Origin of the sequence: Tissierella pigra (assembly GCF_009695605.1) — a bacterium.
Taxonomy (GTDB): domain Bacteria; phylum Bacillota; class Clostridia; order Tissierellales; family Tissierellaceae; genus Tissierella; species Tissierella pigra.
Window position 1 is genome coordinate 147,064 of sequence record NZ_VUNQ01000001.1, and the last position, 13,602, is coordinate 160,665.

16 protein-coding genes are annotated in these 13,602 nt (G+C 29.6%); all 16 read right to left on the reverse strand.

Annotated elements, in window-relative coordinates; translation table 11 throughout:
* Positions 1-3 precede the first annotated feature (3 nt).
* The 16 genes from FYJ83_RS00800 to FYJ83_RS00875 are packed head-to-tail and all read right to left on the reverse strand — an operon-like array spanning position 4 to position 13,584.
* Positions 4-1,050: a protein-glutamate methylesterase/protein-glutamine glutaminase gene (locus tag FYJ83_RS00800; protein WP_154438132.1), complete on the reverse strand. Its 1,047-nt coding sequence runs from the start codon at positions 1,048-1,050 to the stop codon at positions 4-6.
* A complete protein-coding gene (locus FYJ83_RS20405) occupies positions 1,051-1,713 on the reverse strand; it encodes a flagellar brake protein (RefSeq protein ID WP_154438134.1) in 663 nt (220 codons plus the stop codon). It lies immediately after the preceding gene.
* A complete protein-coding gene (locus FYJ83_RS00810) occupies positions 1,714-2,607 on the reverse strand; it encodes a MinD/ParA family protein (RefSeq protein ID WP_195837876.1) in 894 nt (297 codons plus the stop codon). It lies immediately after the preceding gene.
* A complete protein-coding gene (gene flhF / locus FYJ83_RS00815) occupies positions 2,600-3,694 on the reverse strand; it encodes a flagellar biosynthesis protein FlhF (RefSeq protein WP_154438138.1) in 1,095 nt (364 codons plus the stop codon). The genes FYJ83_RS00810 and flhF overlap by 8 nt, the downstream gene beginning before the upstream one ends.
* The gene (gene flhA, locus FYJ83_RS00820) at positions 3,694-5,721 is read right to left on the reverse strand and encodes a flagellar biosynthesis protein FlhA (RefSeq protein WP_154438140.1); all 2,028 of its coding nucleotides are present in this window, start codon (positions 5,719-5,721) and stop codon (positions 3,694-3,696) included. Before flhA ends, flhF begins: the two co-directional genes overlap by 1 nt.
* Positions 5,722-5,732: 11 nt before the next feature.
* A complete protein-coding gene (flhB, locus tag FYJ83_RS00825) occupies positions 5,733-6,815 on the reverse strand; it encodes a flagellar biosynthesis protein FlhB (protein ID WP_154438142.1) in 1,083 nt (360 codons plus the stop codon).
* A gap of 14 nt (positions 6,816-6,829) precedes the next feature.
* On the reverse strand, positions 6,830-7,597 hold the full coding sequence (gene fliR / locus FYJ83_RS00830) for a flagellar biosynthetic protein FliR (RefSeq protein ID WP_154438144.1): 768 nt from the start codon (positions 7,595-7,597) through the stop codon (positions 6,830-6,832).
* 11 nt (positions 7,598-7,608) lie between these two features.
* Complete coding sequence (gene fliQ, locus FYJ83_RS00835) at positions 7,609-7,878, reverse strand: flagellar biosynthesis protein FliQ (protein WP_154438145.1); 270 nt, start codon at positions 7,876-7,878, stop codon at positions 7,609-7,611.
* A 10-nt stretch (positions 7,879-7,888) separates the two neighbouring features.
* A complete protein-coding gene (fliP, locus tag FYJ83_RS00840; RefSeq protein ID WP_154438147.1) occupies positions 7,889-8,647 on the reverse strand; it encodes a flagellar type III secretion system pore protein FliP in 759 nt (252 codons plus the stop codon).
* Entirely contained in the window at positions 8,631-9,062 is a 432-nt protein-coding gene (locus tag FYJ83_RS00845; RefSeq protein ID WP_154438149.1) for a hypothetical protein, read from the reverse strand. The genes fliP and FYJ83_RS00845 overlap by 17 nt, the downstream gene beginning before the upstream one ends.
* Positions 9,063-9,065: 3 nt before the next feature.
* Positions 9,066-9,428 carry a response regulator gene (locus FYJ83_RS00850; protein ID WP_154438151.1) on the reverse strand — a complete coding sequence of 121 codons (363 nt, stop codon included), beginning with the start codon at positions 9,426-9,428 and terminating at the stop codon, positions 9,066-9,068.
* Between the two features lie 23 nt (positions 9,429-9,451).
* Positions 9,452-10,642 (reverse strand): flagellar motor switch phosphatase FliY, encoded by a 1,191-nt coding sequence (gene fliY / locus FYJ83_RS00855; protein ID WP_154438153.1) that lies wholly within the window; start codon positions 10,640-10,642, stop codon positions 9,452-9,454.
* Positions 10,632-11,630, reverse strand: coding sequence for a flagellar motor switch protein FliM (gene fliM / locus FYJ83_RS00860; RefSeq protein ID WP_154438155.1), 999 nt, complete (start codon positions 11,628-11,630; stop codon positions 10,632-10,634). The genes fliY and fliM overlap by 11 nt, the downstream gene beginning before the upstream one ends.
* Before the next feature lie 13 nt (positions 11,631-11,643).
* A complete protein-coding gene (locus FYJ83_RS00865; RefSeq protein WP_154438157.1) occupies positions 11,644-12,060 on the reverse strand; it encodes a flagellar basal body-associated FliL family protein in 417 nt (138 codons plus the stop codon).
* A gap of 19 nt (positions 12,061-12,079) precedes the next feature.
* A complete protein-coding gene (locus FYJ83_RS20410; protein ID WP_216585151.1) occupies positions 12,080-12,799 on the reverse strand; it encodes an OmpA family protein in 720 nt (239 codons plus the stop codon).
* The gene (locus FYJ83_RS00875) at positions 12,799-13,584 is read right to left on the reverse strand and encodes a motility protein A (protein ID WP_154438159.1); all 786 of its coding nucleotides are present in this window, start codon (positions 13,582-13,584) and stop codon (positions 12,799-12,801) included. The genes FYJ83_RS20410 and FYJ83_RS00875 overlap by 1 nt, the downstream gene beginning before the upstream one ends.
* Between the last annotated feature and the right edge of the window lie 18 nt (positions 13,585-13,602).

Consider the following 13,602-nt stretch of genomic DNA (forward strand, 5'->3'; position numbering starts at 1 on the left):
CTTTTACACCTCCAATTTATTGATTATTTCTCTTCCTATGTCTTCCAAAGGCAAAACCTTATCTATAGATTTTGTAGCAATGGCAGATTTAGGCATACCAAAGACAACTGATGTAGATTCATCTTGAGCTATGGTATAGCTGTTGTTTTTTTTCATTTCTATTATACCTTTTGTTCCATCAGAACCCATTCCTGTTAAAATAACTCCTATTTTAGAATAACCTTTTATTCTAGATACTGATTCCATCATTCTATCAACTGTAGGTCTTAGTCCCATTACCTTAGGCTCTTGATTTAATTTTATTACAAGACTATCACCCACCTTTACTACTTCCATATGATAATCTCCTGGTGCAATATATCCATGTCCTCTTAAAAGTATATCACCATCTTCCGCTTCCTTTATCTTAATATTTGAAATAGAATTTAATCTTTCTGCTAAAGATTTAGTAAATTTAGGCGGCATATGCTGCACTATGACAATACTAGCATTAATATCTTTAGGAATTTCTGGAAGTAATGACTGTAATGCTCTAGGTCCTCCCGTTGATGTCCCAATAGCTATTATATTACTAAATTTTTTACTTTCTAGAATTGAATTCTCAAAAGATGGCTTTGGAATACTCTTAATTTTAACTGATTGCTCAATGTGAACCTTCGATTTTGCACCTGCTTTAATTTTTTCAATAATTTCATTTTTGATTTCATTTTGACTTAAACTAAATATATTAGTAGGTTTAGATAAAAAGTCAATTGCTCCTTCATCTAATGCTTTCAGTGTTAATTCTGCACCTTCTATTGTTAAAGAACTAATCATAATAACAGGCAAATCATACTTAGATATAATATGCTTCAATGTTGTCAATCCATCCATTAAAGGCATTTCAATGTCTAAGGTTATTATATCCGGCTTTAATATCTCTATTTTTTCCAAAGCTTCTTTTCCATTTTTTGCAGTACCTACTACAGATATTTCACTATCTAATTTCAAAATATCTGTTAATATTTTTCTAATTAAAGCAGAATCATCCACTATTAAAACTTTAATCATCTATATCAGCCCTTTTAACCTTAAAATTCTCTGTTGCTCAAAAATATACCTAATAATTTCATCTCTCATCTCATTTTCAATTTCTAAGAATTTGACACCTATACTATACTTATAGTTAAGACTATTTGACTCCTCTATACGCACAACTTTACATTTGACATTTATATGCCTTATATTTAATTTAAAGAAGCATGTTATTTCATCCCCTTCTTTATGCTTATAATTGCAGTTAAGTTTCATTCCACCGCCTGAGATGTCCTTAGTTTCACAGGGCTCAGAATACTTCTCTACATCATCACCTTGAACTATTAAATGTTCTTTTGAAACTTCAAGAGTTGCTAGAAGCCTATAGTAATTTCTAAGTTGAATTTTTCCTACTTTAGATGCCCTTGTTATTGTCAAAGTATACATAGGAGAAATAGCCCTATCTAGTATTTGAGCTGTAAAAAAGTATTTTCCTTTATTCTCAACATTATAAGAAACATATATTTTATCATTTTTATGTAACAAAATTAAATTATTTTGTTTAATTGGTCCACTAATTATTATTTCACTTGATTCCAGTATATCTAAAACTTGTGATGGATATATTAAACTTTCATCATAGGGTTTAATAATATCTACCTTTGTACCTATGGTTAAATAATCAGCTCCAGAACTCACTTATTCACCCCTTCCTAAAAAAATATCTAATATCCTTTTACTAAAGCTTTTCTTCGTATTTTCATCCTTTACAGATTTAGTACCCAGAAAGTTCATTGCCATTACATTTATTTTTCTAGAAATAGAATTATTTGGATTAGATATTGTAAATGGTATTTGATTTCTTACAGCATTATTCACTAAATCACTTTTTTCTATATACCCTAAATAATTAATATCTCTCTGCAAAAATTTATTTGTAGTATTATACAGTTTATTAAATATTTCAGTCCCTTCACTCTTACTATTTACCAAATTACAAACTATGTTTATAGGTCCTGGGAATCCCGTATAAAATATAGATTTTATTAATGTATAAGAATCCATAAGAGATGTTGGATCTGGAGTACAAATTATAATAGTTTCATCGGAGGTCATTATAAAATCTGTTACAGCTTTTGAAATTCCAGCCCCTGTATCTATTATAATATAATCTGTGGAAGACTGTAACTTTTCAATTTCCTTTAATAGTTTTGGAAAATTATCGTCTTTCAATAGACTTAACTCTTTTAAACCAGAACCACCAGAAATAATCTTTATACCTTCAGGACCAATAGACATTATTTCAAATATATCTTTATTGGAAAATATTATATCAGATATGGTAAAATTCATATTAACTCCAGCTAATATTTCGATATTACTTAGTCCTATATCTGCATCAATTATAGCAACTTCATATCCTAACCTTTTTAAAGTTATAGCAAAGTTTATAGCAAAATTAGTCTTACCTACTCCACCTTTACCACTTGATATGGAAATAACCTTAGCCTTATTATTTACTACTGTTATTTCCTCTTGATTCACAGACTTAAATTCCATGATTTTCCTTAAGTTTTTTGCTTGATCATTCATTGTCTTTCTCCTCAATAAGCTTATCAGCAATATGATCAACATCTATTATTTGGATGTCATCTGGTACATTTTGTCCTGTTGTTAAATATGAAAGTTCTTTATTGGTAATATACCTTATATTAAATATATTACCATAATTTTCTGCCTCATCAATTTTAGTAATTATTAATCTATAATTATCTAAAAAGTTATACTTTGATATTAAGGTATTTAATACATTCCAATCTATATTTGCATTAATCAATAAAAATATATCCTTAACTTTAGTTGTATCTATAGTATGTTTTAACTCTTGTATTTGTTCTATATCGTTATGATTTCTTCCAGCAGTATCTATAAAAATAATATCTTTATCCTTAAAATTATAAATCGCTTTTTCCATGTCAGTTTTATCATATGCAATCTCCAAGGGTAACTGTAAAATGTCACTATAGGTTTTTAATTGTTCTACAGCAGCAATTCTATAAGTATCAGATGTTATCAATCCAATTTTATACTCATCTTTAAGTACAAAACTTGCTGCTACTTTAGCCAAGGTAGTTGTCTTACCAACACCTGTAGGTCCAACGAAAAAAACAATCTTTTGCGATTCATCCACTTCAATTGGTTGGGGTTTTCCTAGAACTTCAACTAAACTAAATTTCAATATTTTTTTAATTGTATTTCTATCTTTTCCACTTAGATTGACTTCTTCCTCCATCTTTTTTAATAGATTTATTGCTATTTCAGAGTTCACTCCATTTTCAACCATGATTTTGTAAAACTCCTCTAAAATTGGTGGAATTTCTTCTTTTCTATCTTCCATTTTGCTTAAAGAACTATTCATTATCATATTTTTCAATTGAGCTAATTCTTTATTGATATTATTTAACTCTTTTGCATATGGATGAACAGCACTTTTGCTTCTTAGTAAATCTTTTTCTTCAAAGGCAGCTGTAATTTCTACTAAAGGTTTTTTAAAATAACTGAATATACCTTTAGCCCTGATAGTTTTAGTACTCAGTACTACTGCATCAGGGCCTAATTCCATCTTTAACTTTAACATCGCTTCATGGGTTGTTTTACCTATATATTTTTTAATCTTCATTATATAACTACCACCCCGACTGATTGAACCTCAACAGAGGATTCAAGTTCATTATAAGATATGACAATTATATCACGAGTCATCTGTTCTGTTAATTTTTTAAAATATATTCTAACGATAGGTGCTGTAAGTATTATGGGTTGTTCGCCTATTGATGTAAGCTTCTGAATAATTTTCAATGTATTATTAAGTATTAGTTGTACCTTACTAGGATCTATAGATAAATATGAGCCTGTCTCAGTTTTATTAATGGAATTCATGATTAATTCTTCTATTCCATTATCTAAAGTTACAACATTTAAACTATTGTTCTCCACATATTTATTTGTAATATATCCTGACATTCTTTGTCTAACATATTCTGTAAGTAAATCAGTATCACTTGTAATGCTTCCATAATCTGCCAAGGTCTCCAAAATGCTGACCATATCTCTTATACTAATCTGCTCTCTAAGTAAATTAGATAAAACCTTTTGAACTTCTCCAAGAGATAATACTTTTGGAACTACTTCTTCAACGACTGCTGGATATTCTTCTCTAACATTTTCAATCAATGTCTTTACATCTTGTCTGCCAATAAGTTCATAGGCTTTTTCTTTAATTACCTCAGTTAAATGAGTGGCTATTACAGAAGGTGGGTCTACTACAGTATATCCGAAAATTTCAGCTTTTTCTCTTTCCTTTTCCGTAATCCATTTTGCTGGTAGACCAAAAGCTGGTTCTATGGTCTCTATACCTTCAATACTCCCTTCACCTACTCCTGAATCCATAGCTAAATAATGATCAAAATATACTTCTCCTTTTGAAACCTTGACACCTTTAACTTTTATTATGTATTCATTAGGGTTTAATTGAATATTATCTCTAAGTCTTACTATGGGCACTACTAAACCCAGTTCCATAGCAATTTGACGTCTAATCATTACTATTCTATCTAGTAAATCTCCACCTTGATCTATATCCGCTAAAGGTAGCAAACCATATCCAAATTCCAATTCAATATCATCTACTTTTAATAATCCTAGTACATTTTCTGGTCTTCTTAATTCTTCTGCTTCTGATGTTGATGCAATTTCTGGTTCTGCCATTTCCAGCTTATCTGAAACTTTAGCTCTTAACCCCAGGAATATAAATATAGCACCTAAAAGAATGTTTGCAAATTTTGGTAGTGGTGTTAGTATACCTAATGCGATCATTACTCCACCTATAATAAGTAATATCATTCTGTTGGAGAATAACTGCTTAATCAAATCTTGTCCTAAATTTGCTTCAGATGCCGCTCTGGTAACTACTAGACCTGTTGCCGTGGAAATAAGTAAAGCTGGAATTTGTCCCACTAGTCCATCCCCTACCGTTAATACAGTATATCTCTGTAGAGCTTGTTGAAATGGCATACCTTTACCTATAATTCCAATAAGAAATCCAGCCCCAATGTTAATTATAGTAATGATTATACCTGCAATAGCATCACCTTTTACGAATTTACTGGCCCCATCCATTGCACCATAAAAATCTGCATACTTCTGTACATCTTTTCTTCTTTGCCTTGCTTCATCTTCTGTAATTAATCCAGCATTTAAATCAGCATCTATAGCCATTTGCTTACCTGGCATTGCATCTAATGTAAATCTAGCTGCAACTTCAGATACTCTTTCAGCACCTTTTGTAATTACTAGAAAGTTTATAAGCACGATTATAAGGAATATTATAAAACCAACAACTGCATCATTTCCAATTACAAAGTTTCCAAAGGCTTCTACTACTCCTCCTGCATCTGCATCTTTAAGAATACCTCTTGTGGTTGAGACATTTAATGTTAGTCTAAATAAAGTAGTTAAAAGTAGTAGTGATGGAAATATGGTTATCTGTAATGCGTCCTCTGCATACATGGATAATAACAAAATCAATAAGGATAGTGAAATATTTAGACTTAATAAAAAGTCCAGTATCCCCTTCGGTACTGGGATTATGATCATAAGAATTATTCCAATTATTGCTAAAGCTACAAATGTATCTCCTCTCTTCATTTACTATCCTCCTAATTTTCATCTTTTAAACTATAAACATATGCCAATACTTCAGCAACTGCTTCGTATAGGTCTTCAGTAATTATATCACCAATATCTATTGAATCATAAATAGCTCTTGCCAAAGGCTTATTTTCCACTATGGGTATCATATTTTCTTTAGCTATTTTCTTTATATTTTCAGCTATTAAATCAACACCCTTTCCCAATATGTAAGGAGCAAGAAATTTATCCTTATCATATTTTATTGCAATTGCATAGTGTGTAGGGTTTGTGATTATTACATCTGCTTTAGGTATATCTTGCATCATTCGACTCATAGCCATTCTTCTTTGTCTCTCTTTGATTTTTCCCTTAATAAATGGATCCCCTTCAGTCTGTTTGTACTCTTCCTTTATTTCTTGTTTACTCATCATAAGATTCTTTTCATGTTGACGCCATTGAAAAATATAATCCATAATTGCTAAAACAAAAAGAACACTTAAAATCCTGATAATAAAACCATAGAGTAGATTAGAGAAGTTTATAAAGGACTCAATAGGTTCCATACTTGATAACTCTACTATTCTCGCTATTTGATCTTTTCCATAATTTATAGTAACGTATCCTACTAACCATAGCTTTAAAACAGATTTAACTAGTTCCATTAAAGCACGTTTAGAAAATATCTTTTTGAAGCCTTCTATGGGGTTTAATCTGTTTAATTTTATTTTTAATGTTTTATTAGTAAATAAAAACCCCACTTGAAAATAATTAATAATCAAAGAAGATAAAAAAGCAACCGCTAAAATAGGAGCCGATACTATTATAAAAACAGTTAATATTTTTAAAAAGTTAATCATTAAATTATTATAATTTAGGAATACATCTGTATTATTTATTTCACTAAAAATATCAATCATAAACTTTTTTAACTGTTCACTCATAAAACCGCCAAATACCTTCAGCCCTATAAAACAACTAAAAAGAATTACAACAGTATTTATTTCTTTACTTTGAAGAATTTGTCCCTCTTCCCTGGCATCTCTTCTCTTTTTCGGTGTAGGCTTTTCAGTCTTTTCAGAAAATAATTGTAAATCTAATTTTAATATCATAATATCAACCTTAATCACATTTTTATAAACTTATAAATATCATTGACAATTAAATCTAAAATACTATCTATTGTAGTAAAAAAAATGGGCATACTAATTATAATAATTAATAGTCCTATTATTACTTTTAGAGGCATACCTACAACAAATACATTCATCTGGGGAATAGTCTTGGATATAATTCCTAAAACTATATCCGTAATAAATATTATAGCTACCACTGGTGCACTTAATTTAAATCCTATTTCAAAGGATTTAGCCAGAGAATTTATAAGTATATTTACTATATCTCCCGTATACTTAAAACTTCCTATTGGTAAAAAATCATAACTATTAACTAAGGCTGATATGATCAAATGATGTCCATTTATTCTCATTAGTAATAGAAATGAAAGTATGTAATAAAAGTTTCCCATTAGAGGAACTTGAGTTCTGTTTAGGGGATCTATTACATTTGCCATACCGAATCCAATTTTCATATCCATAATTTGACCCATTATATAGAAAATCGAAAAAAAGCTATAGGAGATGAATCCAATTATTATCCCTATCATCAACTCCTTTAATATAACAAATAAAATTATTTCATTATTAAAATCAGGAGTTATTGGTAAATAGGACGTTATCAATAAAGATATAAAAAAAGTTAATCCCACTTTCATTGTATTTGGTATATTTTGAGCACTAAAAAAAGGTGAAAAAATGAAAATTCCTGATGTTCTAACCATAACAAGTAAAAATAGTTGATACTTACTAAGAAGTAAATCTAAAATCATATCCATATTAATCACCTTTAATATATGTATAAATTAATATTAGTAAGTAATTCAGATGCAAGCTGAGTCATTAGTTTTATTATCCAAGGTCCAAATAAAAGTAAAGATAAAAATACAGCAACAATTTTAGGTACAAAAGCAAGAGTAGCTTCTTGTATCTGGGTAACAGCTTGAATAATACTAACTATTAGACCTACAACCAAACTAATTATTAACATAGGGGCTGAGGCAAAAAGTACTGTTCGTACTGCATCTTGAGCTAATTTTAACATATCTACATTATTCATTCTATCACCCCTATTTAAATCCTAATACTAAAGATTTAACAATTAAGTTCCATCCATCAACTAATACAAATAATAATATTTTAAAGGGTAAAGATATTATTACTGGTGGTAACATCATCATTCCCATAGCCATTAATGTACTGGCAACTACCATATCAATAACTAAAAAAGGAATATATATTATAAATCCTATTTGAAACGCCGTTTTTAATTCTGAAATTATAAAAGCAGGAATTAATACATGAGTTGGTATTTCATCTAAAGAATTTACTTTACTAATATTTTTCATATTTAGAAATAATCCTAAATCCTTATCTCTAGTTTCCTTAAACATAAAACTTCTAATGGGCTCCATACCTCTTTCAATGGCAACATCCTGAGTAATTTCCTCTCTAATATAAGGTTGAATAGCCTCACTATTAACTTCAGTAGCTATAGGCGCCATTATAAAAAAAGTCAAAAACATAGCTAGTCCAATAATTACTTGATTGGGAGGAGTTTGTTGAAGCCCCAGTGCATTTCTAATAAAAGACAATACAATGAGAATTCTAGTAAATCCAGTCATCATTATTAATAACGATGGTGCTAAAGTAAGAATCGTTAAAATAAAAAGTAATTGAAGGGAAAATACATAATTCTGTGGGTTATTATTATCTTGTAAAGTAACATCTTTCCCAAATAAGGATATAGTAGGCTCAGCCCAACTAAAGTTTGAAAATATAACCACTAAAATAAGTGATATTATGATTATTTTAATACCTTTTTTCATTATCCTTGCCTTCCTTATCCTTATTAATATTAAATTTCCTAAATAAAGTTGTTATATTTGTACTTAGTTTTGATTCAGTATTACTTTGTTTTAAATATTTATCTAAATAATTATTAAACTCTTCTTCTAACACAGGAAATTCATCTTCCTCTATTATGTCTATAACAGTTGTGGCATTATTAGTTATAGACATAATATATACTTTGTTATTTATTTTAGTTATGATAATTTTAGAACCACCAGGAATATTCATTACATCTATTAAAGATATATATCTACTTTTAGCAAATCCTTTAAGATTTTTTGCAACAAGTTTAGTTCCATATAGGCTAAAAAATATAACTAAAACAAAAATTATAATATAAAAAACTAACTGTAGAATTGTTTTCGTTAAACTAATATCTTCATATCCCATTGCTTAACTTAAAACTTTTTTTACGGCTTCAACAACTCTATCAGGCTGAAATGGTTTTACAATAAAATCCTTTGCTCCAGCTTGTATTGCTTCTATTACCATAGCTTGTTGACCCATAGCAGAACACATAATTATTCTTGCATTGCTATTTATCTTTTTAATTTCTTTTACTGCGTTGATTCCATCCATTTCAGGCATAGTAATATCCATAATAACTAAATCTGGATCTAATTCCTTATACTTTTCTACTGCTTTTAATCCATTATCTGCTTCTCCTAATATATTAAAACCATTCTTAGTAAGAATATCTTTTATCATCATTCTCATAAAAGATGCATCATCTACAATTAATATACCATTTGACATTTCAAAGACCTCCTATTTCACCATTAAAATATTCTTTTATTCGAGCTTTCAATTTCTGTTACTCTTATACCAAAGTTATCATCAATAACCACAACTTCTCCCTTTGCAATATACTTTCCATTTGCGTATATATTCAAAGCTTCACCAACTAATTTGTCTAACTCTATAACAGTTCCTTGACCAAATTCCAGTATTTCACTAATTCTTTTATTTGCTCTACCTAATTCTACAGTTATTTCTATTGGAATATCTCCTACTAAATCGATGGAGCTGTTATGAGTTGCACTTGAAGAAATATCAAAGCTTTGAAATTCTGGTTTTTTTACTACAACTCTCTCTTCATTTACCTTACTTACATTATTATAATTCATATTATCAGTTCTATCAATATTATTTTGCTGGTTTTGTTGATTATTAAGTATATTATGACTATTTTGTTCTATAACTTCTTTTGAAGCTTCCACTATTTTCTCTATGGACTCCTTTTGTTCTATAGGATAGATTTCTTCAATTTTGGTTTCTTGTTCAATACTAGAAGAACCTAATAAATTATTAACCATATCTTTTCCAAATTCTAATGGAACCAATTGCATAATATTGCTATCTATTAAATCTCCTATAACAATTTTAAAAGATATTTTAATTATTGGATTAGACGTATTCAGTAATTCAAGTTTATTTTTTCCTTCACTAAAAGTAATTTCTATAGATTTTGGAGGTTCTATATCTATTTTTTTCATAAACATTTCAGATAATGAAGTTGAAGCGGAACCCATCATTTGATTCATAGCTTCACTAACAGCGCTTAGATCCAAGTCTGTTAATTCTCTTTCTTTATCAAACTCTTCTTTCCCCATCATAAGATCGGTAATAATCTTAGCATCATCTGTATTTAAAATTAAAATATTGGAACCTTCTAAGCCTGCCTTATAGCTGACATCTATGGCCACGAAAGGTAATTTGTAGTCATCTGCTAATTCATCTGCGGTTGTTATAGTTACTCTAGGGGTGGTAATATTCACCTTTTTATTTAACAATGTAGATAAAGTTGTAGCTGCAGTGCCCATACTTATATTGCCTATTTCTCCTAAGGCATCCATTTCCATTTCTGATAAAAATTCTTCATGATCTTCAAATTCAACTGTAGATTCGCCACTTGAATCACCCTTTAAAAGAGCATCTATTTCTTCTTGAGATAACATATCACTGGTCATTTACCATTTCACCATCCTTTACAACTTCAGTTATTTTCACAGCCATTTTTTTATTTATTACACCTATTTCGCCTTTAAACTTTATATTACTTCCTATCCTTATGGATGCTACATTGTTTTCAGTATCTGGTAATTTAATAACATCTCCTTGAGATAAATTTAATATATCCTTTACTGATATAGTTGTATTTCCCAATTCTGCTACCACCGGAATAACAGTATGGAGTATTCTTGTTTTTATAACGTCTACTTCTTCAGTTGAATGTTGTTTAGTAGAGGTTGTAAACCAGAATCTAGTATTTAGTTTATCTAATATTGGTTCTAATAATATATAAGGAATACATATATTCATCATTCCTTCTATGGAACCAATCTCTATACTCATAGTTATTAAGGCAATTGTTTCATTATGCGGAACAATTTGTGCAAATTGCGGATTTGTTTCAATTTTTTCCAGTATTGGATTTAGCTCTATTACATTACTCCATGCTTCCTTAATATCATTCACTATTTTTTGCATCATTTTTTTTAAAAGAGATAATTCAATCTCAGTAAAGGATCTAACCTCTTGATTTTCAGATCCATCTCCACCTAATAGTCTATCAATTATTGTATAGATTATATTAGGTGAAATATCTATAAGTATTTGTCCTTTTAAAGGTTGAAAGTCTATTATATTTAAAAATGCTGGATTGGATAATGAATTACTATACTCACTATAAGCAAACTGATCTACAGTTAAAATATCTGTTTTTGTGGAAGCTCTCAAATATCCTGTTAAAAAAGTTTGTAGATATCTTCCGAAATTTTCGTGGATAACCTCTAAAGTTCTTAATTGTTCTTTAGATATTTTTTGGGGATTTTTAAAATCATATTTTTTTAGTTTTTTAGTATTATCAACTTCTTGAATTTCTTTAACGTCAACTTCCCCAGTACTAAGAGCATTAAGTAGGGCATCAATTTCAGATTGTGACAGTATTTCAGACAATTGAATTCCCCCTTTATTGCATTATAAAATCATCAAAATATATGTTAGTTATACTTTCATCATTAAACAATTCTATAATGCTTTCCTTTAATTGATTTTGCAAACTAGTTTGCCCTTCTTTTCCTTTTAAATCTTCTTCTGTTAAATTCCTTATGATTTTATTAGCTTCATCTCTAATAAGAAATTGTTTCGCTGTTAAAGTCTCAAGGGTTTTTTCATTAGTGATTTCTATTGTGAACTTTATTTTTAATATTTTCTTGCTTTCTTTAATATTACAATACATATCCTCTAAAGTTAGAGAATAAGTTTTCATATCCTTTGGAGACTTCTCAATAGTCTTATTTGAAAAGAAAAATATACCTACGCCAATACCAGCAATTAATGATAAAAGTAAAATAATAATAATCATTAAAGTATTGTTTTTCGACATAATATCACCTCATTCTATTTTACTGCGGTTCTTGTTCTGTAGAAATATCATTTAGTATAACAATATCTACTCTTCTATTTCTAGCCTTATTCTCTGGAGTATCATTGGGAGCAACTCCTCTATAAAAACTATATCCAGAAGAAGATATTCTATTTCCCTCTATGTTTTCAACCTCCACTAAATATCTTAGGACATTAGTTGCTCTAGCAGAGGATAGTTCCCAGTTAGTAGGGTATTTTGATACTTTTACAATTTGGTCAGAGTCTGTATGACCTTCCACTTTAATTTGCCTGTTTGAAAATTCTTCTTGTTTTAAAAGTTCTGCTACTGTTTTTAAAATTTCCATAGATTCACCTTTGATTTCTGCACTTCCTGAATCAAATAATACATTATCCATAAATCTAATAACAATCCCTCTTTCTTCAGGTTTAATAGTAATCGCTTCTCCCAGATTTAAGGTATCAGCATATTCTTCTAAGTTTTTTAGAAGTTTGACAAGTTCCTCATCAAGACCATCTTCAAGCGAATCTATTGGAAAATCCAAAGTGGTTCCACCACTTAATACTCCAGCTCCCCCTTGAAAACCAGCCATTAGGCTTCGAAACTTTTCAGCGTCCACATTTGAAAAGGAAAATAGAAGAACAAAGAAACACAATAACAATGTAACTAAATCACTATAAGTAGTCAGCCATTCAGGTGCCCCCCCTTTTGCCTCTTCTTGTTTTCTCTCTCTAGCCACTATGCTACCTCCTTCTCTCCTTGATTTTTAACTTTAGTTCTCATTTCAGGTGGAATAAAGGTTTTTAGTTTTTCTTCAATTATTCTAGGGTTTTCACCTGCTTGAATTGAAAGCAGACCTTCTATCATCAATTCTTTAATTAGAACTTCTGATTTACTTTTTAATTTTAATTTTAGTGCTAATGGTATAAATATAACGTTGGCTAAAAATGAACCGTAAAACGTAGTTATTAAAGCTACAGACATATTTGGACCTATAGCCTTAGGGTCATCCATTTTTTGAAGCATATTTACTAGTCCTATTAAAGTACCAAGCATACCAAAGGCCGGTGCCGCCGATCCCATGGATTCTAATATTCCTTGACCTTGCGAGTGTCTCTCTTCTAAGAATACAAGCTCTGTTTCAAGAATATTTCTTACAAGCTCTGGATCAGTTCCATCTACTATTAACATAATTCCCTTTTTTAAAAATTCATCATCTAACTTCGAAGCATATTCTTCCAATGATAGTAATCCTTCTTTTCTTGCAACATTAGCTAAATTTATAATATCTGCAATTATTTCATTAGCTGAATCTATTTTATATAAGACAGTCTTTTGAAATACCTTTCCCATTTTAGCTATGTCTGATAATGAATAACTTATAAATACAGAAGCCACAGTACCTCCTAATGTAATTACAATAGAAGGGAAATCATAGTAGTCAATTAAACTTCCTGATGACATAATTCCCCATATTGTAAAACCAATTCCCAGAACCAACCCTATTATTGTTGCTATATCCAATCTTTACACCTCGTTTCA